The organism is Enterobacter cloacae complex sp. 6730903, from assembly GCF_048283985.1.
Lineage (GTDB): Bacteria > Pseudomonadota > Gammaproteobacteria > Enterobacterales > Enterobacteriaceae > Enterobacter > Enterobacter hormaechei_C.
Map to the genome: position 1 here is coordinate 20,843 of NZ_JBLVXX010000048.1, position 20,430 is coordinate 41,272.

Below are 20,430 nucleotides of genomic sequence, written 5' to 3' on the forward strand. Positions count from 1 at the left end.
GCGTCCTTCTAAACAGGGTGTTTGGCAAGATGGATGGATTGCATTGTGCTGTCGTCGAGCTTGTACCAGCGCAGCGTGGCAAACGCGCAGAGTGACAAGACGCCAGGCACGACGGTGAAGAGGGCGATGATGCAGTACATGGCCGTGGTGGTCTGTTCCGGGGCATTGGCAACATAGCCGCTTAAGCCCAGCGTCCAGCCAACAATCGCGCCGCTGATCGCCATTCCCAGCTTGAGTACGGCGAGGAAGGTGGAGAAGATCACGCCGTCCATGCGTTTCCCCTGTTTCCATTCGCCGTAATCGGCGACGTCCGCCATCATTACCCACATCAGCGTGGTGGTGGCCTGGTAAAGGGTGGAGACGATAAACGTCATGGGCACCAGAATAAGCACTGACTTAGGCGCAAAGAACAGGGCGATGCTGAGTACCCCCGCCAGTACGGAACAGTATCCAAACATCTGCACTTTGCTGACGTTCTGCGTCAGACGTTTGGCCAGCGCGCTGCCTGCGGCTTTCCCGAGAATATGCGCCCCGAGCATCCACATAAAATAGCTCGCGCTACCGAGATAATAAGTGACGAAATACATCATTGCGCCAAGGCGAATAACGCCAAAACCAATGTTGGTTAATACCAGGACGGCGACAACCCGCCATTGGTCGTTTCGTAATAAATCCCGCAGTTCCGCAAGATAATTATTGTGGGTGGCGGGAGCCTTAATACGTTCACGCGTATTGGCGAAGCAGATCCAGAACATGACGACCGCGATGGTCGCCATAATGGCCATCGCCCAGCGGTAGCCCAGTAATTTATCATCGCCGCCTAAAAACTCTGCCAGCGGCATCATAAAGAATGTCGACAGCGCGCCACCCAGCGTGGCCAGGAAAAAGCGATAGGACTGGAGGGAAATTCGCGCATCGTTGTCGGGCGTAATCACCGCGCCCATGGAGCAATAGGGAATATTGATTGCGGTATACATCAGCATCATCAGGGTATAGCTGACGGTGGCGAAAATCATTTTACCGTGCAGATCGAGCGACGCCGGCACGGCGTAGGTGAGCAGACAACTTGCGCCAAAGGGCAGCGCCAGCCACAGCATCCAGGGGCGGAATTTGCCCCAGCGCGTGCGCGTCCTGTCTGCGATATAGCCCATCGCCGGGTCTATTATGGCATCGGCGGTTCTCGCCAGAAGAAACATGGTGCCCACGAATGCGGCAGGTAGCCCCACCACGTCCGTATAGTAAAACGTCAGAAAAATAATGACGTTATCCAGCCCAATATGGCTCGCCATATCGCCTAACCCATAACTGATTTTTTCTTTACGGGTAATTATTTCGGTCATTGTATTCACCTTGCCATTGTAAGGTTTATTTATGAGGTGCTCCGTAAACAGGGTTAACCAGGATGAAAAGGTTAACAATTGCGAGATCTGGCATCGGGGTTACGTAAATTTCTTTTCGTGATACCGGTAACAAATAAAGTATTTAAACAGTGACTTTATATGGGGGAAGGATAGTTAACAGCGAATCGTTTCAGCGGAAAAATAGTTATTTCGCGGACGCGTCATTGTCATTTAACTGTCATTGTGCGGGGGTAAAAAAGAGGCAAACGGGCAAAGCAGAGGGCATCATGAACGATCCTATGTTTGTCGAAACGCTGATTATCTCCTCATCGTTTTTTATCATCGCGATTATTTTGATTGCTTCCGTGCTGCTGCTGGAAAACGGCTGACCGTTAGCCAGCCGCTGTATTTACTGTTTACGGAACGTCACCAGTTCAGGACGGGCGATACGCAGATAGTCCTGGGTATCCATAATCACCGATTTTTCCAGCAGGCCGGCGTTAAACGCGATCTCGTCGAAGCGCTCAAACAGCAGCGGATCGGCGACCAGCGTCAGATCCGGATGAAAGCTGAAGGGGGGAATGGCGCCAAAAACGCAGCCGGTAAGCGCATCCACTTCAGCCGGACTGGCGAGCGAGGCCTTTAGCCCACCGAAATGGCTGGCCAGCAGACTCAGATCGGCCTGTCGATCGGCGGCGAGGATTGCCAGAATATGTTTCTTAACGCCGTTGCCTTTTACCTTGCAGACCAGTGCTTTTGCACCCTGTCGGAGATCGGTCCCGCGAATTTCACTGACCGCTTCGCATTTCCCAACGGCCTCATGCGCCACCACACGAAAGCGCGCCTCCTGCTCGGTTAATAAGCTGATTAGCTGCTGATGGGTCGTCGTCCCGGTCACGTCATCAGACATAACGATTTCACCTGTGATTTGCCAATACGTAGCTTGCTACATTAGCACGGGACGGAGAGGGCTGAAAGAAAACAGCCAGCGGGCGCGCTGGCTGTTGGGTCATGCGTTGCTGGTGGACGACTGCTTCTGGAGTAATTCGCTAAAATGTAAGTGCCTGAATTTAAATAATATAAATCCTTCCCCAAAACATCCCCAAAATAATTCCCCAAAACTCCCTGTCTAAATCACAACTTTTTTCCATTCTAGACCACGGTCATCTCCATACATTACGCTCATTGCTTCGGTTTTATGCCCTAAAAGAGTTTTGACATCTATACCCTGAGCTTTGTATGTTCTTGATGAAAGCGAGCGCTGTTCATGAAACGGCGGGAGGGCAGTGCAATCCTTAGGCCAGGTAATATTTGCTTTATCTCTTGCCTCCTTAAAATATCTTGAAATTGTTTTTTCGGGAACGTGAGATCCCGCTTTACCGTAGGCGTGATGCTTAACATGGTGGATCAGATAAGGACTCACTACTCTATCGCGACACTTACTAATAACATCAGCCAGAGTCAACCCGATTGCATCGCACCTTAAATTTAAAGGAATAGCTAACTTCATTCCGGTTTTATTTTGGGTAACATGAAGGTGATTATCCCAAATGTCACTAAACTTCATCTCGACTATGTCACCTATCCTTTGCCCGGTTACTAAAGCTAAAAGCATAGAATTTTGAGCGCAAGGCGGCAAAGAGCCTGCGCTTTCAAAAATCAACTTCCATTGTTCAATGCTAAGTCTGCTTCGTTTCACTTTGGCTATTGGATTTTTTACAGCTAAGGCTGGGTTGTAGCCAGGATCAACCTCGCCAGCATGCTGCGCCTCTTTGAACACGTCGTTTAGTACGCTTCTTATCAGTTGGCCCATTCTGTGCTTTCCCTCTGCCTTATATTCATCAATAATTTTTGCAATGAGTCTTGTATCAACATCCTTCAGGCGAAGGTTTGGCACTCTATCTGCGAGAATCTGAGAACATAATCGTCTGGATTTTACAGTAGGGTTTTTTATCTCACCGTCACGCAACCTTTCCATCTGAATTTCGATGTATTTTTTAATCCACTCAGAAACACGTATACCTTGATCCTTTTTCCCTGAGCTCTTCATTGCCATATCAATCAGAGCATAAGATTGCTGAGTTTCTTGTTCTGCTGTTATACGGTTCATCTCGATTGCAGCAGCTTTTGCCGCTTCATCATCTGTTCCGAATCCAATAAATGAACCTGTTACAGGGTGGCGATATTGCCAATAAATTTTTGAAGTACGTTTATCTAACTTACAGTAAAGGTTGGGTATTTTGACATTATGTTTTCTGGGGCGAGCTGCCATTTATTGCTTTCTCCACTAACTGGCGGGCCTTGTCTGATAATGATGACGAAATATCAACACTGCCAACCATGCCAACAAAACGAGCATCTTCATCTATTACCCAGCGTCGACCTTGCTTTAAGGCTGGCGGATAAGTCTGTTTGGTCTTTGCTATTTTGTTTAATGCTGAGTTGCTTAATGGATATTTGAATCCATTAGGACCAGATGCCCACTCATGAAGTGTTACTAACTGCCCCATGCGTTTCTCTCCACTTTACCGGCTGCACCCGGCTATCTTTTATAGAAAATGCATGATGAGCACCCACCACGGAGGCCATCATTGCAGGTACGACATCTTTTCGTTTCGTTGTTATAAAGCTGGTTGGCTATCTCCTTTGAAATAAGTACTGGCATAGGAACGAGGATAACCAGCTTTTTGAGCCTGTCGATTTCACCGGCAAGCTCCAGCAGGCGGGAGCGGCAATCCTCTGCCTCTTCGCGCCACCATGCCACGTCGGATTTAAGGCGGCGCAGGCGCCGCTGTTTGAGTTTGCTCACCATGGCAGCCACCCCATTTGCTGAAGTGCGCCGATTGCCAGAAGCACGAACATTACTGCGTCGAATGGGTTAGGCATGGTTAAACACCCCTTTCACTGCACCCCAGGCAATCTCAAGCATGGATGCCCATGCCACGTAAAGGTGAATCCCTGCGGCCACACCAAAGCCAATTATCATTGCGTATTTCAGCGCTTCGGATTTACTCACGGCTTCACCTCCTGCTGCGGTGCTGCTGGCATTGGCATCCAGTGGGTAACAAATATGTGCTCAATGCAGTTCATTTGATTACCGCCACGCATGTCAAAAAACAGTCCGGAATGCTCATCGAAGTAAGATACATAACGGTATCCCATCTTGTTCTGAACAATTACTTCCTGCTCGTCTTCCGGCATCCGCTCACTGCAAGACACCCAACCATCCGGAATCACCGGAGAGTTGCCAGTCACAACGTCAGCGCGAACATAAAGCGTGTCGTCCTGGTGCTGATTGTCGCTGCACCACGTTAATTCGCTGAACTCGCCGTTCTCAGGCCATACTCCAGCAGTCTGAAGCCAAATATGCTCTGGCGCATCCTTGCATGGCGTATTGGCTGGCAACGTGTAAGTCGTCGTTACAGGTTCAGCACCCTGAAGCATGGCGGCGCACATTGCGTCATATTCAGAAATTGGCTGCAACCTGTATCCATCAGGCACAGATACCGCCGTTGGCTGAGCTGGAGGATAATTTGCCAACATCCAACTAATTACGTAGTCGGCCTTGAACCGCTCAACCGGAAAACCTTCATTCCAATCGCGGAAATGATAAATAACCTGACGCAGTTCCGGAATCTTATCTTTAGCTTCCAGCGATGCCAGCGCTAACTTCATCGCAGCAAGCGCCATGGCCACATCTTCGTTTACTGCGCCTGGCGTCGCATCGCGCTCTTCTTCAAGCTCCGCGATTGTCTGCTGGAGCCATTCTTTGGTAAGTGTGCTCATGATGCTTCTCCATGACGCTGAACGGCGATAGCTTTGTGCTCGTCGATAATCTCCACGACTTCTGCATGGACCAATCCTTCGAGATAGATAACACCTGTGTCGCTTATACCCGCCAGGCTGATCAGCTCTACAAGGCGACGCGCTTTCTTAACGCTAATTTCTGGCGCTATAACGCTGCGGGTAACTTTCTTCTTACCTTTGGCAGCAGCAGAAGCTTTATCCTTCTGAAGCACCTCACCGGCCTTTTCGCCAAACTCTTTTACTCTGTCTACGGCCACATCTACAGACACGGCTCCGGACTTAACTTCTTTCTGAACGTCGTGATTGGCTGTGCTAAGAAGCAGAAGTTTTTCGACAGTAGGGACAGACTTGTTGACCAGTTTTGCAATCTCGCTGGTGGTCTGGTTGAAGGCGTTATGAAGCTCCTGAATAACAGCTGCCTGTTCCATATCAGATAGCGGGAGCTGGTTGTTACTGGTCATGATGCGCGCCAGGCGCTGAACATCGTTACCGTTGAACGGCATGATATGGATGCGGTCTACTGGCTTACCAGCTTCTGCACAGCGCGCATAGCAGCGACGCCGACGGTGGCCTTCAACAACCCACACTCCACCTTCATCACGGGCGATAACCTCCAGCGGGGGAACGGAGCCACCATTCATCAGAAAGTTGAAGAGGTCATCATCTGCCTGGCGGGTACGCTCATCATCTTCGCGTTTGTTGAAACCTTCCCGCACATGGATTTGGTCAAGGCTGATAAACATCCCGGTATCGGTACGCTTGATGGTCCCGTCACGGGTCATTTGCTTGAATGAGTTAGCCATTAGAGAGCCACCTCGTTATTTTGGGAAATGACGACGGTAGACAACTCACGCAGCTCTCGCTGGGCTTCAAGTAAATGCATATTGGTTCTGCTCTTCGTGTGGCGTTCAACAATGCGGTCACACTCTTTGGCCCAGCTTGCGACATCTTCACGCAGGGTAGCGTTCTGGGCAGCCAGTTCCTTACGCTGAGCCATCGCTTCACAAAGCGCGACGCTGGTATAGTCCAGGCGGTTAGCCAGTTCGGTCATAATTCCGCGATAAGCTGGCGGAAGAAGAGGGGCGGCCTTACGCGCTGCGTCGATCAGCTGCTCCCGGGTCATACGTGGTTGTAACTCGGTGACGTTCTGTGTGTTCGTCATGGATAGTTTCTCCGTGTTATACGCGCTCTGCACAGCGCTGAATTTTGGTTGCACGAATCCCGGCACTTGAATGCTGCCAAATTCGTAATTATTCATTAGGTATTAAAAATATTCGCGATTATCAGAACGAACGCGTTCGAGAATAATTTTTGCTTCATCCAAGGTTGGTGCAAGCAAGGCTTTCTCTATCGCTCTGGCAAAACTAATCGCATCGCATTCGTAATTGTCTGCCCGTGATTCCCAATCAGATGCCTCTTCTTCAGCAGAAGAAATACGGTCATCGTATTCATATTCCAGCTCGTGGCGAACCTCAGCGCGAAGACTTTCACGAATAATGTCTGACGCTTCTTCAAGTGGAAGGATGACCAGTAAATTTTCGGGCTGATAAGTACCATATTTAACAGCCAAATCATTTGCAGACATGCTACCTCCAGAAAAAGCGCCCGCCGCTGAGCGGGCAAATAACATTTTTCCAATCCAACCAGAACAGGCTCATCGTCTCCTGTTGGTTGAGATGGCGTTATTACCATCACCAAGCACCCTGAGGATGCTTGAGGCTGGCAGCCACAATCGACACTGCAATGTCGACACGTTACTTCTCCACAATTGAGAGCGCGTTCTCCTGAGTTGATTTAACGACTACGGCCTCTCAAGTTGAACGCTGAACGCGCTTTCAGTTGTGTAAAAGGGGCGGTCGACATTAAGGACATTCAAAACTGCCGACCGCCAAGACTACACACAGCAATCAAAACTTTGCCTGTCTTTTCACCACATCAGGCTCGGTGGATCTGGCTATTCCCCAACAACCAGAGTTCAGTTAATCTGGATATCCCCAGCAACCACATGAGTACTTTTCAATGAAAAATTATTCAGATTATGAAGAGCGGCACATGTCTCCTTTTAAGAGACCTGAGCCACCAAAACCCAACGACGAAGACTGAGGTACCGCATGAACCGCGACGATATAATTTTTGATATTCATTATTCGCACTATCTGGAAAAGATGTTTGCCACCCTTACAGGGCGGATTGACCGAATAATTACGTTCATAATTATTTTGTCCGGGTGCGGCGTATTTGTTTCCGTGACTGGCTATTTTATTGTCGGCGCATTGATAGCTGCGTTGTCGATCTGCCAGGTTGTATTTCAGTTCTCCCGGGCGTCAGGTGTTGCGGCAGAGCATGCAAGAAAATACCTGGCATTGATCACAGATGAGCCTGCACTATCGAATGAGGAATTGTTGTCCCGCTTTAAACTTTTGCAGGATTCCGATTCGGAGCCATGGGGATCGCTTAAACCAGCCGCGCATAAACGCGCTTCAATAGTGCTTGGTCGCATTGACAATTCCCGTGCTCTCACTAGCAAAGAGGCTTTTCTCGCGAGGCTTGGGGGAGATCTTCCAGTATAGGATTTCAAGATGATTGAAAGAGCTGGTGGACATAAGCCAACACAACCACGGCCACCTGTCCAACCAAGTCCCCGCCCGCAGGGTTAGGGATATCCAGATTGTTAAAGAGCAAAGCGTCCTATGGGCGCTTTTTTATTTTCTGAATGCATCCTCGTCTCTTCCGAGGTGTCACACCTGATCGCCACGCTGGTGAAACGTCTCTGGCCGTCGTGCTTGCCTGGCTTGCACATTCCGGCTACCCGCTGGATCTGGATATGTCTTGCAAGGAATCCCCGGACCGCTGCGGCACATGTGCCATATGCCGTACTGCAACTGCTGCCTGTCTTTTCACCACATCAGGCTCAGTGGTATTCTTGGAGTTCTCACACAACCAAGAAGGATATTACAAATGGACGAAGTTAAGTTCTCTTGCCCAGAATGCAGTAGCGAACTCTTCGATAGCACCGCGATACCTGAAGGTTCTGACAGTTTTGCGGGAGCTGTCTGTGGAAATTGTGGTCACGTTGTAACTGAAGACGAGAGCTCTCAGTTCGATGATCAGCTTGCCAATGATTACTTCGACAATCTCACCAGGAACCTTTTCGATTAATGGCAAGTAACGCTTGCTGACCGCCTCAACAACCTGCGTTTGAGCTTTCAAGGCGCTGCAATCTACATGCAGCGTCAATTCGACATAGCCACAGCTCTTACACTTATTGCTAATAGGCGCAAAGGTCTCGCCGGCTGGCAACTTAATCGTCTTTCTGTTTGCGCTTGTGCTCATACTTGCTACCCACAATGTTCGCTGCTGATGATTGAAATATACAAAACGTATTCATTATGGTCAATACAATTTGTATACAAAAAATCGGCGTTAACATTATGTATTTGTTTCTTAACGGAAGGATTGATGAAAAGAATTGCGCTTAAGGCTTAAGATATGTAGTGCAGTAAGATTTTAGAGCCCAGCCTGGAAGCTGGGTATAAAAAAATTTTTAGAGAAGCCGTAACTTGGTTTCAACTGCTACGCCGATGATTCGACAGTTGCCGTTGATTGGCATAAGTGGCCATTGAGGATTAAGCCCTTTTAAATATTTTTGACCACCATCAATGATTAACTTTTTGAATGTAGCTTCATTTGTATCTGAAAGTTTTGCAATCACCAAGCTGCCGTTTATAGGGTCTCTTCCTGTGTCAAATAAGACAAAAGTGCCCTCAGGTATACTCAGTCCAACTGGCGCTGTCATAGAATCTCCTTCAACTTCTAGCCAGAATGCCTCTCCCTGAATATGTGCATCGGACTCAAGCCATAGATCGATATCTTTCAAGGTATAAGCTTCAACAGCTTCTCCCCACGCCCCAGCTTTAACGCTACTCAAAACCGGATACTTTTTACCAGCCTTATATGGCCCAACGTACTCAACATCCCCTTTGAGGGTCTCATCAACTATTAGACCTCCCGCGCCAACGGAGAAATGTTTTTTTCCTAAAAACTCTAGGATTTGTGCGATCTCCCCCAGGCTAGGTTCACGGCGTGCATTCAGCCAATGGCTTACTGCACCTTTAGTTATACCAAGATGTTCTGCCAGCTGCTCTTGAGTAATTCCCTGAGATTTCATCAGGGATTTAGCGAGGTCGTACCATTTCATAGTCATACCAAAATAATACAACTTGTATACCTTAAATCGAGTCACAAAACGTATATTCATCTTGTAGATTTAAGATACAAAATGTATATTCATCCTGTTAACGGGAGAGTCAAATGAATAATCTACGAGCTATCAGAACAAATCTGGGCATTACACAAGGGCACCTAGCACGCGCACTTGGTGTAACAAAAGGGGCTGTTTGTCATTACGAAAACAGCAAAAGGAAAATGAACATCGATCAGTGCCGTGCAATCGTTTCTGCCCTTAATGATTTCGGCGCGGAAGTGAGTATCGATGATGTTTTCCCACCGCTGAAGTCTAGTGAAACTGCGGTGTAAACATAACTACCAAAGGAAAATCAATATGGTAGAGCCAAGTCTGAAAGAAGTAGTTAAAGCGATGTGCAAAGCGTATCCAGGAGGTCGTGAGGCTATGGCCGGTGCTCTTGGTATGTCAGTAACACAGTTCAACAACAACCTGTACGAGAAGAACGGCTGCCGCTTCTTCGAAGTGAACGAGCTGGAGGCCATGGAAGATATCTCGAATACGTCCCTCCTGGCGGATTACTTTGCCCGTCGCCGTGGCGCGCTGCTGGTGGACGTTCCTCAACTTGAAGACCTTGATCGTGTCGACCTGTTTGATCGTGCCATGAGAACGTCAGCAGCGCGTGGACGTGTTGATACCGTGATCCAGAGAGCTCTCGAAGATGGAGTAATCGAACGTCATGAAGCTGAAGAAATCAATGAATATCACCGCCGTCATCTGGCAGCGCGTGAAGAAGAGATCCGCGCGATTGTCGCGCTGTTTAGCCGTAAGAAAAGCCAAAAGAAGTGACGCCCGCGAGTGTGCAGCTCCGGGCGTCGTGGCGTGTCGTATTCAGTGGAGAAACTAACGCATGAACAGTTTAAACCGATTGAGACCAGCGAAGCAATTCAGATGCCTTCCACTGGTGGGAAAAGATTCCCCGTTCGGCTATGTGGAGAGATTAAACAACCAGGCGGATCAGAACAACTACCAGCCTGAGAACGCGATGGTAGAGGCATTTGCACTGATGAACGAGAAGGGGCGTGAGGAATGGCTGAAGTTGACCGGCGATTCAGAGACCACAGAGGCATCACCGTCCACGTCATCAGGTGGGAGCCCGAGACTCGACGCGTTATATACCTTCGCGAAGGGTACGATCATGAGTGCTTCAGCCCTCTTGAGCAATTCCAGCGTAAATTTACAGAGTTAAAGGACGACCATGAGCACTAAATTAACAGGTTACGTTTGGGACGCTTGCGCTTCTTCAGGCATGAAGCTGTCCAGCGTTGCCATCATGGCGCGTCTGGCAGACTTCAGCAGTGATGAAGGGGTTAGCTGGCCTTCTATTGCTACCATCGCGCGCCAGATTGGTGCTGGTGAGAGCACGGTACGCACAGCTATTTCTCAGTTGGAAAAAGACGGTTGGTTAACCCGCCAGCAGCGTCGTAAAGGCAACCGCAATGCTTCGAATGTTTACCAGCTCAATGTTTCGAAATTACAGGCAGCTGCCTTTTCTCACCTGTCAGAATCTGACGCGTCAAAATCTGATGCATCAAAATCCGACCCGTCAAAATTCGATGCGTCGAAAAACAGCAATGACGGCAGTTTTCACCCGTCAGAATCTGGTGGGGATCCGTCAGTAAAATCAACTACTGATCCATCAGATATAAAACCTTCTTGTCAGGTTGCCCCGCAACCCGACGATGAGAGTACTGGCAAGAAGACTGACCCTGAAGTTTTGCTGACTGACAATTCCAGACTGGTACTGAAACATCTCAACCAGGTGAGCTGTTCTCGTTTCCAGAATTGCTCTGCGTCGCTGGATAACATCCGCGCAAGACTTCGCGAGGGCTTCACTTCTGAAGAACTCATGCTGGTGGTCGATTACAAGCACGAGCACTGGAAAGGACTGAAGGATTACCAGTACATGCGTCCAAAAACTTTGTTCTCCCCCGGAAACTTCCCAGGCTACCTACAGATTGCAACTCGCTGGGATGCGAAGGGCAGACCACAACGCGAAGATTGGGATGCAGCACGTAAGAAAAACTCCCTTACCTTCGGCGGGCCAGATAAAGCAATCCCAGCAGGTTTCAGAGGAGCTAAGCCATGAGCCTCTTGAAAGACATTCAGATTTTCATCGCCACTAACCCTGGCTTAACGAACAAAGAGATTGCGGCATCAATGCCACAGTACGACGTTCATGCTGTTCAGCGCGGTGTATGCCATCTGGTCAAACTGAATCGCGCAACCCGCCAGCATAACGGCAAGTGCTACCAGTATTTTGCCAAAGCACCGGGCGGGGAGGTTGGCGAGGGGCGTTCTGCACTGAAAATCAACCGGGCTGATAAACCAGCTGTACCAGAGCAGGAAGAAGGTCTGAATCCGGCTGTGACCACAATGATGGATAAGGCTCAAGGCCTGTTTGAAAAAGGTCTCTACCACCGTGCGGCCACCGTTCTGATGGATGCCTTCAATCTTACTAAGAACGAAGAGCAGCGGATGAAGATACTGATTGAGCGTCAGCGTTGCCTGAGCATGGCGCCGAAAGTTAAAGCACCCTCTGATGCATGGTGTCTGGCTGGCCGAGCGAGGAATGTCTGATGAAATATTCACTGATTTATGCCGACCCTGTGCGGGAATACGGGAACACCATCAGCAATGGCGCTGCAAATAACCATTACGGCACGATGAAGCTTATCGACATGAAGCGCTTGCCGGTTTGGGACCTGGCTGCCGATGATGCAGTTCTGGCTATGTGGTTTACCGGAACCCACACCCGCGAAGCTATCGAACTGGCTGAAGCGTGGGGCTTTAAGGTCCGCACGATGAAGGGCTTTACCTGGGTAAAGTTCAACCCACTGGCAGAGCAGCATATCAACAAAGCACTTCAGGCAGGCCGTGTGGAAGATTTTTACGACTTCCTCGACCTGCTGAACGCACAGACACGCATGAACGGCGGAAACTACACCCGAGCCAATACCGAAGACCTGTTGATCGCCACCAGGGGAAATGGACTTGAACGCAAGTGCGCCAGCATCAAGCAGGTTATCTACAGTCCACTCGGTAAGCACAGCCAGAAGCCAGCAGAGGCGCGTTTCCGTCTGGAAAAACTTTATGGTGACGTCCCGCGCATCGAACTATTCAGCCGTTGCGGTGCGCCTGGCTGGGACCACTGGGGAAATCAATCTGAATCACCAGCCGTTGAGCTTATACCGGCAGTTGCCGTTCCCATGAAAAAACAACAGGAGCGCGCCGCATGAAAAAGCTATCTACCGAGCATGAGAACGCTGTGCGTGATGTAGCCCGTCAATGCAACGATGCCATCAAAAAAGCCCTAAAGCAGAAGCCAAAGCCAAGCTGGAATGTCGTAGTGCCTCCGATCCTGAAGGAGTACCACGAGAAGGTTAAACCTATGGGAGTTAGCCTGGTGATGTTCAACAGCGTAATCGGACGCCTAAACGGGCGTTATGGAGTCGAGTCATGATCGAATTAACGCCGCGTCAGAATGAAGTGTTCGAAGCTATCAAGGTTCATATCGAAAAGGCTGGCTTCCCACCTACGATGCTGGAGCTTGCCGGATTAATTGGCTGCGCATCACCGAACGCTGCTGTAGCGCACGTGAAGTCACTTAAGAAAAAGGGTTACATCACTGTTGCTCCTGGCGCAGCCAGGGGCATTACCGTCGTCAAAACGGAATGGGATGCAGATCCAGTGACGATCATCAAAGACCTGCTATCCGGTGGAGAAAAGGCCAGAGATAACGCTGTGGATTGGCTGAAAAAACAGGGAGTGACGTTATGAAACTGGTGCTCCCGTTCCCACCGAGCGTAAACACATACTGGCGAGCCCCGAACAAGGGGCCGTTAAAAGGCCGCCATCTTATCAGCGAGAAGGGCAGGGCATACCAGAGCGCGGCATGTGCAGCGATCATTGAGCAACTGCGTTGCCTTCCAAAACCATCATCATCACCAGCTGCGGTGGAGATCCTTCTCTTTCCGCCAGATGCCCGCCGCCGCGACATCGACAACTACAACAAGGCGTTGTTTGACGCGCTCACGCACGCAGGCATTTGGGAGGATGACAGCCAGGTGCAGAGAATGCTGGTGGAGTGGGGACCTAAAGTGCATGGCGGAAGGGTAGAAATATCGATAACTAGGCATCAACCAACAATGGGGGGAATTGGGTGAGAGCCATACTGACGCCTGAAATTGCGCCAATGTCCGGGGTGGTTCTGTTCCGCCCTGGTACAGAACTGCTCTGGTTATTCCGTCAGGGAAGGGTAGTTATTGAGCCACCATCCGAAGCCATACAGCATCTGCCATCGGGATTAATCCCTGAAGCCCACCAGCCCCTGACTGACGATGCCAACATGCAGGCTATTTTCGTTAACGAAAGGGTCATTCAGCGAGCTGGTGGATTGAGTAGCCTTGATGCCTGGCTGGAGAGAAAATTTGAATGTCAGTGGCCTCACACTGACTGGCATGCCAGTGACTTTACGGTAATGCGCCACGCTCCAGGGAGCATTCGTCTTTGCTGGTCATGTGATAACCATTTACGTGAGCAAACCACTGAAAGACTGGCAGGAATTGCCATGCAGAACCTGGTAAAATGGCTGCTGGAAAGGGTAAATATTGATTTAGGTTTCAGCACTGACCACACTCTTTCGCTTCCTGAGTTCTGCTGGTGGATGGTACGTAATGATCTGGCTGACCTTGTTCCTGAATCGGTGGCGAGTAAAGCACTCAGAATCAAGCCAGAACAACACAGTTCGGTGATGAGGGAAAGCGACATTGTCCCGTCATTACCGGCTACGCAAATCTTTCAGGAGAAGGCAAAAAAGATAGTGGTGGTGAAGGTTGATCCTGAAACTCCGGAATCTTTCATGCTGAGGCCAAAGCGCCGACGCTGGGAAAACGAGAAATACACCCGCTGGGTGACGTCGCAGCAGTGCTGTTGCTGTAATAACCCGGCAGACGACCCCCACCACCTGATAGGCCACGGGCAGGGTGGAATGGGTACTAAGGCGCATGACCTGTTTGTGATACCGCTGTGCAGAGCGCATCACGACGAGTTACACGCTGATCCCGTGGCATTTGAAGCGAAATACGGCGACCAGTTAACGCTGCTGTTTCGATTTTTAGATCGTGCGCTGGCAATCGGCGTATTAGCATGAACAGTGGAGAAAAAATGCGCGATATGTATGAAATTATGGACCTCTGGGGAGCTTGGGCCGTTGCTGATAGTAGTGGAGTCGACTGGCAACCTATCGCAGCTGGTTTTAAGGGGTTGCTGCCGCACGGTAAGAAGTCACGTCTGCAATGTGACGACGATGAAGGGATTATGATTGATGGTTGTGTTGCTAGATTGAAGAAATACAAACCTGAAGAATACGAACTGATAATCGCTCACTTTGTGTTAGGGATCTCGCTGAGGACGATTGCGAAAAAAAGAAAATGTTGTGATGGAACTGTTCGTAAAGAACTTCAGACAGCTTTGGGGTTTGTTGAAGGATGTCTAGCAATTATTACTGACAGTGTGACATAAAAAATAGAATGTGTTCGTTGTCAATTTTTCAAAAAAGGATGGGAACTGTTTATATCCAACATAGATAAGACCTCCATAGAACATGGCAGATGCGAGATATTTAACAGTTTTCATCCTTTTTATAGCTTTGTCGATAAGACCTATAATACTACTTTTTATACTGTCTGCATTATCCTTAATTTCTTTGTTTTCTTCAAATTTCAGATACTTATCGAAAGCAGATTCCACTCGCGAACGCAAGTTATCGAAGGTTTCATTAAATATCTCAATGGATATATAATTTACTTTTTTTATCATCCAAAGACCAGTTACTATTAAAATAGCCTCAGTGGTTTCATTAGCTTTAACCAAACCGCCTGCTGCTATAAGCGCACCAGGAATAGTCAGTGCTTTAGTCTGATTAGATGATATATACTAAAATTGCTGTATTTCCCATAGTGCTTGCCTAACTTGACCTGTTTCCCGCAATCCCGGCTGTCCGCGTAGTTGACCTGTTTCCCACAGTCCCGGATGTCTGTAAAGTTGACCTGTTTTCCACAGTCCTGGCCGTCCGCGGAGTTGACCTGTTTCCCACAGTCCTGGCCGTCCGCGGAGTTGACCTGTTTCCCACAGTCCCGGACGTCTGCAAAGTTGACCTGTTTCCCACAGTCCTGGCCGTCCGCGGAGTTGACCTGTTTCCCACAGTCCCGGACGTCTGCAAAGTTGACCTGTTTCCCCCAGTCCCGGACGTCTGCAAAGTTGACCTGTTTCCCACAGTCCGGGCCGTCTGCAAAGTTGACCTGTTTCCCACAGTCCGGGCCGTCCGCGGAGTTGACTTGTTTCCCACACTCCCGGTCATCCGTGAAGTTGACCTGTTTCCCATAGTCCGGGCCGTCCGTGAAGTTGACCTGTTTCCCATAGTCCGGGCCGTCCGCGAAGTTGACCTGTTTCCCATAGTCCTGAGCGTCCATAAAGTTGACCTGTTTCCCACAGAGGATGGAAAACTCTTCTTGTGCTGAGCGTAAGAGCTATCTGCCGGAACGGTTCCTCTTCGCTTCCTCGCCAGTTCGCTCGCTACGCTCGGTTACATGGCTGCGGCGAGCGCTGATACCTTTCTCTATACCCTTTTGTACGACTTGTTGTGTGATGGTCATAAGTGCGTCTGCGTGTTGCGGCACTGTGATTGAGTGGCACGCCCGTCGAACTTCTCCCCCCTCCTGTTGAGAGCGAAATCAAAACAATATGATTTTTTGCTTGCAACATGACTCTTTTTGTTCAAAATGACAAAAAACGTCATGAGGTGATAAATGAACAATATTGAGCAGTTACGGAAAGTTGCTACACGTGCAGGTAAGCTTCTGACATCTTTGAGCGAGAGTATCCGCCAGCAAAAAGAGGAATTGAAGCTTACCGAGTTCTATCAGGAATACAGCAAAGCCGCTCTGTATAAGCTGCCTAAGCTCAGTAAAGGCAGTGTTGAGTATGCTGTGGCCGAAATGGAAGCCGGTGGCTACATTTTCAAAAAGAAACCTTCTGGTAATACGATGAAATACGCGATGACGATTCAGAATGTCATCGATCTGTATAACCACCGTAAAGTACCCAAGTACAGGGATCGCTTTGATAAAGCCTTTACGATTTTTGTATGTAATCTTAAAGGTGGTGGTTCCAAGACAGTTTCTACCGCTTCATTATCACATGCTTTTCGAGCTCATCCTCAGCTTCTGTTCGAAGACCTACGTATTCTGGCCATCGATTTCGATCCGCAGGCATCTCTGACAATGTTCCTGAGCCATGAAAATTCAGTGGGCCTGGTTGAAAATACGGCTGCTCAGGCCATGCTCCAGAACGTGTCTCGTGAAGAATTACTTTCCGATTTTATAGTACCGTCTATTATCCCTGGTGTTGATGTAATCCCCGCTTCCATTGACGATGCATTCCTTGCTGAAGGCTGGAAGGGATTGTGTGAAGAACATCTTCCAGGGAAAAATATTCATGCTGTGCTTAAAGATAACATTATCGATAAGCTCCAGCATGACTACGACTTTATTTTCCTTGATAGTGGTCCTCACCTTGATGCGTTCCTGAAAAACTGTATTGGGGCGGCAGACCTGATGTTGACCCCTCTTCCACCGGCTACGGTTGATTTTCATTCTTCCCTGAAGTTTGTGGCCAGCCTCCCTGCCCTCATAGATTCCATTGAAATGGATGGGCACACCTGCAATCTCATCGGTAATGTCGGCTTCATGTCCAAGATCCTGAACAAGTCTGATCACAAAATTTGCCATAGTCAGGCCAAAGAGGTTTTCGGTGCCGATATGCTAGACATGGTTCTGCCGAGACTGGATGGTTTCGAACGCTGTGGGGAGACTTTTGACACAGTTATTTCAGCAAATCCAGCAACCTATGATGGAAGTACAGAGGCACTAAAAAGCGCAAAATCAGCAGCGGAAGACTTTGCGAAGGCAGTCTTTGATCGCATCGAGTTCATTCGTACTAACGGAGGTATGTGATGTCGAATGAGAAAAGAAAAACCATCGGCAGACAGTTAAATACCCAGGCGTCAATTGCGGAAATGACGGACACCGGTAGAAGCCAGGTATTTACCTTAAAAACCGGCAGGAAGGTAACGTTCCGGTTTGTTCGGGTGCCTGCATCTGAAGTTGAAAGTAAGACCTTCGTAAACCAGGAAAACAACGGAAGAGATCAACTGGCACTGACCAGGGAGTCCCTGAAATCCATTATCCAGACGATTAAGTTTCAGCAGTTCTTTCCCTGTATTGGTATTAAGCAAAGTGAAAGGATTGAGATACTGGATGGTTCAAGACGGCGAGCCTCAGCAATTTTTGTCCGTTCAGGCCTTGATGTAATGGTTACCGAAGAGCATTTATCAGCTGATGAAGCTCGCCAACTGGCTAAAGATATCCAGACAGCTAAAGAACATAATCTTCGGGAGATTGGCCTGAGATTGATCGCTCTTAAAGAGTCCGGATTTAATCAAAAGGAAATTGCTGAACTGGAGGGGTTATCTCAAGCTAAAGTTACCAGGGCGCTGCAGGCGGCGGCCGTACCGCAAGACTTGATTTCTCTGTTCCCGGTTCAGTCGGAGCTATCGTTTAGTGACTATAAACTTCTTTTAGAAGTTAATGAAAAACTCAGTGAAAAGGGATTAACGCCTGAAGAACTCATTCAGTCTGTATCAGCTCAGCTCGATGCAATTTTGAGTGAAGGCGAGCGACCAGAAGACGAACAGAAAGCCAGTATACTGAAGCTGATTTCTCAGGCATCTCAGGCATTGATAGATCCATCTCCCAAGGAAAAGTCAGTGGTTTCCCCACTCTGGTCTTTTGAAGAAAAGGACAAGTTCGCGCGTAAGCGTGTGAAAGGGCGTACGCTGACTTATGAGTTTAGCCGTATGTCAAAAGTGATTCAGGATGAACTGGACAAGGCTATCAACGAGGTCCTTGACAGAAATTTGAGTCAATAATTTCGCCATGGCGATTTCACATCTAACTTATTGTAATTAGGCAGTTTAGGCTGAGAATTTCAAGGTGAAATCGCCAAAGTTTTACGCCAGTTTCGCTGCAGGAATATCTGACCATCGTGTCGTATAAGCAGGAGAAAGCATCTCCCGTTTCATTTGCCATTCCGGGGCAATACCCCGCCCCGCAAACCATACTTTACCCAGCCCTGAGTTGTTGATCCCGTCCAGAACCCTCATCAGCTCAGCACTGTGAGGGCGTGGCGGGCGTTCGTCGAACAGCTGCAGCTGCGAAACGCCGGAGCCGGTGAAGTCATTCAGCATAACTCCGGCTTTGGCATACCGGTGTCCATCCCTCCAGATACGCTCCAGAGCCGTTGTGGCGGCTGCAATGATGTCCCTGGTGTCCTGAGTGGGTGTAAGAAGTTTTTCCGTAGCCACGTTGCCGTAGTAAGGTTCTTTAACGGCGAACGGAGACGTTTTGATGAAAACGGAAATATGCCGGCAATACTGGTGCTCTTTACGCAGCTTTTCAGAGGCCCGCTCTGCGTGCTGACAGATAGCCTGACGGAGTGACTCGTACTCCGTGATCTTCACGCCAAAACTGCGGCTGCAGACAATTTGCTGTTTCGTCGGAGGGGCTTCCTCAAGCGAAAGGCAGCTTTCCCCGTTCAGTTCACGTACCGTTCGCTCAAGGACCACAGAAAAATTTTTGCGGATGAAGGCCGGGTTCGTCAGGGCGAGATCGAGCGCGGTCTTAATGCCCAGCACATTCAGCTTGCGTGCAATACGGTTACCCACCCCCCAGATTTCTTTAACCGGCTGCAGTGAAAGCAGTTTCCGCGTTCTCTGCGGATTTCCCCTGGTCAGAGCAAGTACGCCACGAAGCTGTTTCCACTCTTTTGAGGCCCACTGGGCTGATTTTGCAAGGGTCTTCGTTGGTCCGGCGCCCACGCCAATGGTCAGGTGGGTACAGTCATACACGTGCTGACGCAGCTGCCGGCCGAAGTCCTCAAGCTCCATACAGTGCTCCACGCCGGTCAAATCGAGGAACATCTCATCAATTGAATACTGTTCCACTCTGTGGGCCAGTTCCTCCAGGCAGTTCATCACGCGCGCGGACATCGAGGCGTAAAGTTCATAATTACTTGAAAACGAATATATTTTTTCCGGGTACCTTTCGTTTTTTATCTGAAACCACGGAGTTCCCATTTTGATCCAGGGCTTCGCCTCGGCACTGCGAGCGATTACGTTCCCGTCGTTGTTGCTCAGGACGACTATCGGCTTTCCTTTCAAATCCGGTCGGAAAACACGTTCACAGCTGGCATAGAAGCTGTTCACATCGGCCAGGGCAAACATCAGTACATCTCCCTCGGGCGGTGGATGATATGCGTGACGACGCCAAAGATATCCAGCTCGTCGGGGTCAGGATAAATCGGCGACCAGGAGGCATTCATGGGCTGCAGCGTCAGTCGAGGCGTCAGCAGAAGCCGTTTAACCGTAAACTCCCCCTGTACGCTGGCGACAACGATATCGCCGTGCCGCGGCTTTTCAGCACTGTCCACAACCAGCAGATCGCCATTGTACAGACTACCGTCCGCCATGCTGTCTCCGCTGGCACGCAGGTAGTACGTCGCGCTCGGATGCCGTATGCAGTAATCATGGAGATCCAGATCGGACTCGACATAGTCAGCGGCAGGGCTGGGAAAACCGCAGCTGGCCAGATCGGCAAACAATGGATGGGCCTGTGGCGGGTGTTCTTTCCCGGTGCTGAAAAGCTGTAGCTTCATCTTTCCTCCTGACACTCTAATTTTACTGGTTATGTATACAGTATATTTAACAGCGTGACGATAATCCAGATCGCCTGCCGGGTAATGGTGCCAACTTACTGATTTAGTGTACGATGGTGTTTTTGAGGTGCTCCCGTGGCTTCCATCTCCATCAGTTGTCCCTCCTGCTCAGCTACTGAAGGCGTGGTGCGTAACGGTAAAAGTACTGCCGGACATCAGCGCTATCTCTGCTCTCACTGCCGTAAAACATGGCAGCTACAGTTCACT

Annotated in this window: 31 protein-coding genes and 1 pseudogene; 17 read left to right on the forward strand and 15 right to left on the reverse strand. The window is 49.2% G+C overall.

Annotation, left to right across the window (positions count from 1 at the left end; all coding sequences use genetic code 11):
* Positions 1–8: 8 nt before the first annotated feature.
* Positions 9–1,340: a glycoside-pentoside-hexuronide (GPH):cation symporter gene (locus ACNQ0W_RS20760; RefSeq protein WP_045336308.1), complete on the reverse strand. Its 1,332-nt coding sequence runs from the start codon at positions 1,338–1,340 to the stop codon at positions 9–11.
* Between the two features lie 287 nt (positions 1,341–1,627).
* On the opposite strand from ACNQ0W_RS20760, the gene yoaI reads away from it, so the two are divergent.
* Positions 1,628–1,729 carry a small membrane protein YoaI gene (gene yoaI / locus ACNQ0W_RS20765; RefSeq protein WP_017384693.1) on the forward strand — a complete coding sequence of 34 codons (102 nt, stop codon included), beginning with the start codon at positions 1,628–1,630 and terminating at the stop codon, positions 1,727–1,729.
* Between the two features lie 20 nt (positions 1,730–1,749).
* Here the strand turns inward: yoaI and ACNQ0W_RS20770 are convergent, their stop codons facing one another.
* The 9 genes from ACNQ0W_RS20770 to ACNQ0W_RS20810 all read right to left on the reverse strand — a co-directional run bounded on the left by ACNQ0W_RS20770 (position 1,750) and on the right by ACNQ0W_RS20810 (position 6,732).
* Entirely contained in the window at positions 1,750–2,250 is a 501-nt protein-coding gene (locus ACNQ0W_RS20770; RefSeq protein ID WP_032653242.1) for a YbaK/prolyl-tRNA synthetase associated domain-containing protein, read from the reverse strand.
* Positions 2,251–2,469: 219 nt separating this feature from the next.
* Positions 2,470–3,612, reverse strand: a complete 1,143-nt coding sequence (locus ACNQ0W_RS20775) for a phage integrase Arm DNA-binding domain-containing protein (protein ID WP_006809195.1) — start codon at positions 3,610–3,612, stop codon at positions 2,470–2,472.
* Positions 3,587–3,850 (reverse strand): excisionase, encoded by a 264-nt coding sequence (locus tag ACNQ0W_RS20780; RefSeq protein WP_022650818.1) that lies wholly within the window; start codon positions 3,848–3,850, stop codon positions 3,587–3,589. The genes ACNQ0W_RS20775 and ACNQ0W_RS20780 overlap by 26 nt, the downstream gene beginning before the upstream one ends.
* Before the next feature lie 32 nt (positions 3,851–3,882).
* Complete coding sequence (locus ACNQ0W_RS20785) at positions 3,883–4,152, reverse strand: hypothetical protein (protein ID WP_116330061.1); 270 nt, start codon at positions 4,150–4,152, stop codon at positions 3,883–3,885.
* 66 nt (positions 4,153–4,218) lie between these two features.
* Positions 4,219–4,356, reverse strand: coding sequence for a hypothetical protein (locus tag ACNQ0W_RS20790; protein WP_162875884.1), 138 nt, complete (start codon positions 4,354–4,356; stop codon positions 4,219–4,221).
* Positions 4,353–5,126: a DUF551 domain-containing protein gene (locus ACNQ0W_RS20795; protein ID WP_417933251.1), complete on the reverse strand. Its 774-nt coding sequence runs from the start codon at positions 5,124–5,126 to the stop codon at positions 4,353–4,355. Before ACNQ0W_RS20795 ends, ACNQ0W_RS20790 begins: the two co-directional genes overlap by 4 nt.
* Positions 5,123–5,950: a hypothetical protein gene (locus tag ACNQ0W_RS20800; protein ID WP_045617025.1), complete on the reverse strand. Its 828-nt coding sequence runs from the start codon at positions 5,948–5,950 to the stop codon at positions 5,123–5,125. The genes ACNQ0W_RS20795 and ACNQ0W_RS20800 overlap by 4 nt, the downstream gene beginning before the upstream one ends.
* Positions 5,950–6,309 (reverse strand): hypothetical protein, encoded by a 360-nt coding sequence (locus ACNQ0W_RS20805; protein WP_226866578.1) that lies wholly within the window; start codon positions 6,307–6,309, stop codon positions 5,950–5,952. Before ACNQ0W_RS20805 ends, ACNQ0W_RS20800 begins: the two co-directional genes overlap by 1 nt.
* A gap of 102 nt (positions 6,310–6,411) precedes the next feature.
* Positions 6,412–6,732 (reverse strand): hypothetical protein, encoded by a 321-nt coding sequence (locus ACNQ0W_RS20810; RefSeq protein WP_116330060.1) that lies wholly within the window; start codon positions 6,730–6,732, stop codon positions 6,412–6,414.
* A 526-nt stretch (positions 6,733–7,258) separates the two neighbouring features.
* On the opposite strand from ACNQ0W_RS20810, the gene ACNQ0W_RS20815 reads away from it, so the two are divergent.
* On the forward strand, positions 7,259–7,717 hold the full coding sequence (locus ACNQ0W_RS20815; RefSeq protein WP_022648914.1) for a hypothetical protein: 459 nt from the start codon (positions 7,259–7,261) through the stop codon (positions 7,715–7,717).
* A 388-nt stretch (positions 7,718–8,105) separates the two neighbouring features.
* Positions 8,106–8,306, forward strand: a complete 201-nt coding sequence (locus tag ACNQ0W_RS20820) for an ECs_2282 family putative zinc-binding protein (RefSeq protein ID WP_080394435.1) — start codon at positions 8,106–8,108, stop codon at positions 8,304–8,306.
* Between the two features lie 385 nt (positions 8,307–8,691).
* Here the strand turns inward: ACNQ0W_RS20820 and ACNQ0W_RS20825 are convergent, their stop codons facing one another.
* Entirely contained in the window at positions 8,692–9,351 is a 660-nt protein-coding gene (locus ACNQ0W_RS20825; protein ID WP_116330062.1) for a LexA family protein, read from the reverse strand.
* Between the two features lie 107 nt (positions 9,352–9,458).
* Here ACNQ0W_RS20825 and ACNQ0W_RS20830 point away from each other — a divergent pair, with 107 nt between their 5' ends.
* The 11 genes from ACNQ0W_RS20830 to ACNQ0W_RS20880 all read left to right on the forward strand — a co-directional run bounded on the left by ACNQ0W_RS20830 (position 9,459) and on the right by ACNQ0W_RS20880 (position 14,913).
* A complete protein-coding gene (locus ACNQ0W_RS20830) occupies positions 9,459–9,683 on the forward strand; it encodes a helix-turn-helix transcriptional regulator (protein ID WP_116330059.1) in 225 nt (74 codons plus the stop codon).
* A gap of 25 nt (positions 9,684–9,708) precedes the next feature.
* The gene (locus ACNQ0W_RS20835; RefSeq protein WP_032634711.1) at positions 9,709–10,179 is read left to right on the forward strand and encodes a YmfL family putative regulatory protein; all 471 of its coding nucleotides are present in this window, start codon (positions 9,709–9,711) and stop codon (positions 10,177–10,179) included.
* A gap of 240 nt (positions 10,180–10,419) precedes the next feature.
* Positions 10,420–10,599 (forward strand): DUF4222 domain-containing protein, encoded by a 180-nt coding sequence (locus ACNQ0W_RS20840; protein WP_063945205.1) that lies wholly within the window; start codon positions 10,420–10,422, stop codon positions 10,597–10,599.
* A complete protein-coding gene (locus ACNQ0W_RS20845) occupies positions 10,589–11,479 on the forward strand; it encodes a conserved phage C-terminal domain-containing protein (RefSeq protein ID WP_116330057.1) in 891 nt (296 codons plus the stop codon). The genes ACNQ0W_RS20840 and ACNQ0W_RS20845 overlap by 11 nt, the downstream gene beginning before the upstream one ends.
* Complete coding sequence (locus tag ACNQ0W_RS20850; protein WP_116330056.1) at positions 11,476–11,970, forward strand: hypothetical protein; 495 nt, start codon at positions 11,476–11,478, stop codon at positions 11,968–11,970. Before ACNQ0W_RS20845 ends, ACNQ0W_RS20850 begins: the two co-directional genes overlap by 4 nt.
* Positions 11,970–12,629, forward strand: a complete 660-nt coding sequence (locus tag ACNQ0W_RS20855) for an MT-A70 family methyltransferase (protein ID WP_116330055.1) — start codon at positions 11,970–11,972, stop codon at positions 12,627–12,629. The genes ACNQ0W_RS20850 and ACNQ0W_RS20855 overlap by 1 nt, the downstream gene beginning before the upstream one ends.
* Positions 12,626–12,853, forward strand: coding sequence for a hypothetical protein (locus ACNQ0W_RS20860; protein WP_022650831.1), 228 nt, complete (start codon positions 12,626–12,628; stop codon positions 12,851–12,853). The genes ACNQ0W_RS20855 and ACNQ0W_RS20860 overlap by 4 nt, the downstream gene beginning before the upstream one ends.
* Complete coding sequence (locus ACNQ0W_RS20865; protein ID WP_116330054.1) at positions 12,850–13,170, forward strand: LexA family transcriptional regulator; 321 nt, start codon at positions 12,850–12,852, stop codon at positions 13,168–13,170. Before ACNQ0W_RS20860 ends, ACNQ0W_RS20865 begins: the two co-directional genes overlap by 4 nt.
* Positions 13,167–13,556, forward strand: coding sequence for a RusA family crossover junction endodeoxyribonuclease (locus tag ACNQ0W_RS20870; RefSeq protein WP_022650833.1), 390 nt, complete (start codon positions 13,167–13,169; stop codon positions 13,554–13,556). Before ACNQ0W_RS20865 ends, ACNQ0W_RS20870 begins: the two co-directional genes overlap by 4 nt.
* Entirely contained in the window at positions 13,553–14,542 is a 990-nt protein-coding gene (locus ACNQ0W_RS20875) for a DUF968 domain-containing protein (protein ID WP_116330053.1), read from the forward strand. The genes ACNQ0W_RS20870 and ACNQ0W_RS20875 overlap by 4 nt, the downstream gene beginning before the upstream one ends.
* Positions 14,543–14,556: 14 nt before the next feature.
* On the forward strand, positions 14,557–14,913 hold the full coding sequence (locus tag ACNQ0W_RS20880; protein ID WP_116330052.1) for an antiterminator Q family protein: 357 nt from the start codon (positions 14,557–14,559) through the stop codon (positions 14,911–14,913).
* A gap of 383 nt (positions 14,914–15,296) precedes the next feature.
* Here ACNQ0W_RS20880 and ACNQ0W_RS20885 read toward each other — a convergent pair whose 3' ends face one another.
* Together ACNQ0W_RS20885 and ACNQ0W_RS20890 are read right to left on the reverse strand one after the other, a co-directional pair.
* Positions 15,297–15,863, reverse strand: a complete 567-nt coding sequence (locus tag ACNQ0W_RS20885) for a hypothetical protein (protein WP_257394761.1) — start codon at positions 15,861–15,863, stop codon at positions 15,297–15,299.
* Between the two features lie 131 nt (positions 15,864–15,994).
* Positions 15,995–16,070 (reverse strand): annotated as a pseudogene (locus ACNQ0W_RS20890) (hypothetical protein); the annotation flags it as partial.
* Positions 16,071–16,199: 129 nt separating this feature from the next.
* Here ACNQ0W_RS20890 and ACNQ0W_RS20895 point away from each other — a divergent pair.
* Both ACNQ0W_RS20895 and ACNQ0W_RS20900 read left to right on the forward strand, forming a co-directional pair.
* The gene (locus ACNQ0W_RS20895) at positions 16,200–17,405 is read left to right on the forward strand and encodes an AAA family ATPase (protein WP_006797591.1); all 1,206 of its coding nucleotides are present in this window, start codon (positions 16,200–16,202) and stop codon (positions 17,403–17,405) included.
* Positions 17,405–18,379, forward strand: coding sequence for a ParB family protein (locus ACNQ0W_RS20900; protein WP_023302473.1), 975 nt, complete (start codon positions 17,405–17,407; stop codon positions 18,377–18,379). Before ACNQ0W_RS20895 ends, ACNQ0W_RS20900 begins: the two co-directional genes overlap by 1 nt.
* Positions 18,380–18,460: 81 nt before the next feature.
* On the opposite strand, the gene ACNQ0W_RS20905 is transcribed toward ACNQ0W_RS20900, so the two are convergent.
* Both ACNQ0W_RS20905 and umuD read right to left on the reverse strand, forming a co-directional pair.
* A complete protein-coding gene (locus ACNQ0W_RS20905) occupies positions 18,461–19,732 on the reverse strand; it encodes a Y-family DNA polymerase (protein WP_049099995.1) in 1,272 nt (423 codons plus the stop codon).
* The gene (umuD, locus tag ACNQ0W_RS20910; RefSeq protein WP_006796638.1) at positions 19,732–20,163 is read right to left on the reverse strand and encodes a translesion error-prone DNA polymerase V autoproteolytic subunit; all 432 of its coding nucleotides are present in this window, start codon (positions 20,161–20,163) and stop codon (positions 19,732–19,734) included. The genes ACNQ0W_RS20905 and umuD overlap by 1 nt, the downstream gene beginning before the upstream one ends.
* 135 nt (positions 20,164–20,298) lie before the next feature.
* Here umuD and ACNQ0W_RS20915 point away from each other — a divergent pair.
* Positions 20,299–20,430, forward strand: a 132-nt coding sequence (locus ACNQ0W_RS20915; protein WP_048266670.1) for an IS1 family transposase, incomplete at its 3' end; no start/stop codon positions are given.

Excerpts from the sequence above, each read along its gene's own strand:
- ACNQ0W_RS20815 (WP_022648914.1), top strand. The coding sequence starts at position 7,259 with ATGAACCGCGACGATATAATTTTTGATATTCATTATTCGCACTATCTG.
- ACNQ0W_RS20810 (WP_116330060.1), bottom strand. The coding sequence starts at position 6,732 with ATGTCTGCAAATGATTTGGCTGTTAAATATGGTACTTATCAGCCCGAA.
- ACNQ0W_RS20865 (WP_116330054.1), top strand. The coding sequence starts at position 12,850 with ATGATCGAATTAACGCCGCGTCAGAATGAAGTGTTCGAAGCTATCAAG.
- ACNQ0W_RS20895 (WP_006797591.1), top strand. The coding sequence starts at position 16,200 with ATGAACAATATTGAGCAGTTACGGAAAGTTGCTACACGTGCAGGTAAG.
- ACNQ0W_RS20885 (WP_257394761.1), bottom strand. The coding sequence starts at position 15,863 with ATGGACGCTCAGGACTATGGGAAACAGGTCAACTTCGCGGACGGCCCG.
- ACNQ0W_RS20860 (WP_022650831.1), top strand. The coding sequence starts at position 12,626 with ATGAAAAAGCTATCTACCGAGCATGAGAACGCTGTGCGTGATGTAGCC.
- ACNQ0W_RS20800 (WP_045617025.1), bottom strand. The coding sequence starts at position 5,950 with ATGGCTAACTCATTCAAGCAAATGACCCGTGACGGGACCATCAAGCGT.
- umuD (WP_006796638.1), bottom strand. The coding sequence starts at position 20,163 with ATGAAGCTACAGCTTTTCAGCACCGGGAAAGAACACCCGCCACAGGCC.
- ACNQ0W_RS20795 (WP_417933251.1), bottom strand. The coding sequence starts at position 5,126 with ATGAGCACACTTACCAAAGAATGGCTCCAGCAGACAATCGCGGAGCTT.
- ACNQ0W_RS20850 (WP_116330056.1), top strand. The coding sequence starts at position 11,476 with ATGAGCCTCTTGAAAGACATTCAGATTTTCATCGCCACTAACCCTGGC.
- ACNQ0W_RS20880 (WP_116330052.1), top strand. The coding sequence starts at position 14,557 with ATGCGCGATATGTATGAAATTATGGACCTCTGGGGAGCTTGGGCCGTT.
- ACNQ0W_RS20775 (WP_006809195.1), bottom strand. The coding sequence starts at position 3,612 with ATGGCAGCTCGCCCCAGAAAACATAATGTCAAAATACCCAACCTTTAC.
- ACNQ0W_RS20830 (WP_116330059.1), top strand. The coding sequence starts at position 9,459 with ATGAATAATCTACGAGCTATCAGAACAAATCTGGGCATTACACAAGGG.
- ACNQ0W_RS20870 (WP_022650833.1), top strand. The coding sequence starts at position 13,167 with ATGAAACTGGTGCTCCCGTTCCCACCGAGCGTAAACACATACTGGCGA.
- ACNQ0W_RS20855 (WP_116330055.1), top strand. The coding sequence starts at position 11,970 with ATGAAATATTCACTGATTTATGCCGACCCTGTGCGGGAATACGGGAAC.
- ACNQ0W_RS20840 (WP_063945205.1), top strand. The coding sequence starts at position 10,420 with ATGGCTGAAGTTGACCGGCGATTCAGAGACCACAGAGGCATCACCGTC.
- ACNQ0W_RS20845 (WP_116330057.1), top strand. The coding sequence starts at position 10,589 with ATGAGCACTAAATTAACAGGTTACGTTTGGGACGCTTGCGCTTCTTCA.
- ACNQ0W_RS20770 (WP_032653242.1), bottom strand. The coding sequence starts at position 2,250 with ATGTCTGATGACGTGACCGGGACGACGACCCATCAGCAGCTAATCAGC.
- ACNQ0W_RS20820 (WP_080394435.1), top strand. The coding sequence starts at position 8,106 with ATGGACGAAGTTAAGTTCTCTTGCCCAGAATGCAGTAGCGAACTCTTC.
- yoaI (WP_017384693.1), top strand. The coding sequence starts at position 1,628 with ATGAACGATCCTATGTTTGTCGAAACGCTGATTATCTCCTCATCGTTT.
- ACNQ0W_RS20780 (WP_022650818.1), bottom strand. The coding sequence starts at position 3,850 with ATGGGGCAGTTAGTAACACTTCATGAGTGGGCATCTGGTCCTAATGGA.
- ACNQ0W_RS20760 (WP_045336308.1), bottom strand. The coding sequence starts at position 1,340 with ATGACCGAAATAATTACCCGTAAAGAAAAAATCAGTTATGGGTTAGGC.
- ACNQ0W_RS20905 (WP_049099995.1), bottom strand. The coding sequence starts at position 19,732 with ATGTTTGCCCTGGCCGATGTGAACAGCTTCTATGCCAGCTGTGAACGT.
- ACNQ0W_RS20805 (WP_226866578.1), bottom strand. The coding sequence starts at position 6,309 with ATGACGAACACACAGAACGTCACCGAGTTACAACCACGTATGACCCGG.
- ACNQ0W_RS20785 (WP_116330061.1), bottom strand. The coding sequence starts at position 4,152 with ATGGTGAGCAAACTCAAACAGCGGCGCCTGCGCCGCCTTAAATCCGAC.
- ACNQ0W_RS20825 (WP_116330062.1), bottom strand. The coding sequence starts at position 9,351 with ATGACTATGAAATGGTACGACCTCGCTAAATCCCTGATGAAATCTCAG.
- ACNQ0W_RS20900 (WP_023302473.1), top strand. The coding sequence starts at position 17,405 with ATGTCGAATGAGAAAAGAAAAACCATCGGCAGACAGTTAAATACCCAG.
- ACNQ0W_RS20835 (WP_032634711.1), top strand. The coding sequence starts at position 9,709 with ATGGTAGAGCCAAGTCTGAAAGAAGTAGTTAAAGCGATGTGCAAAGCG.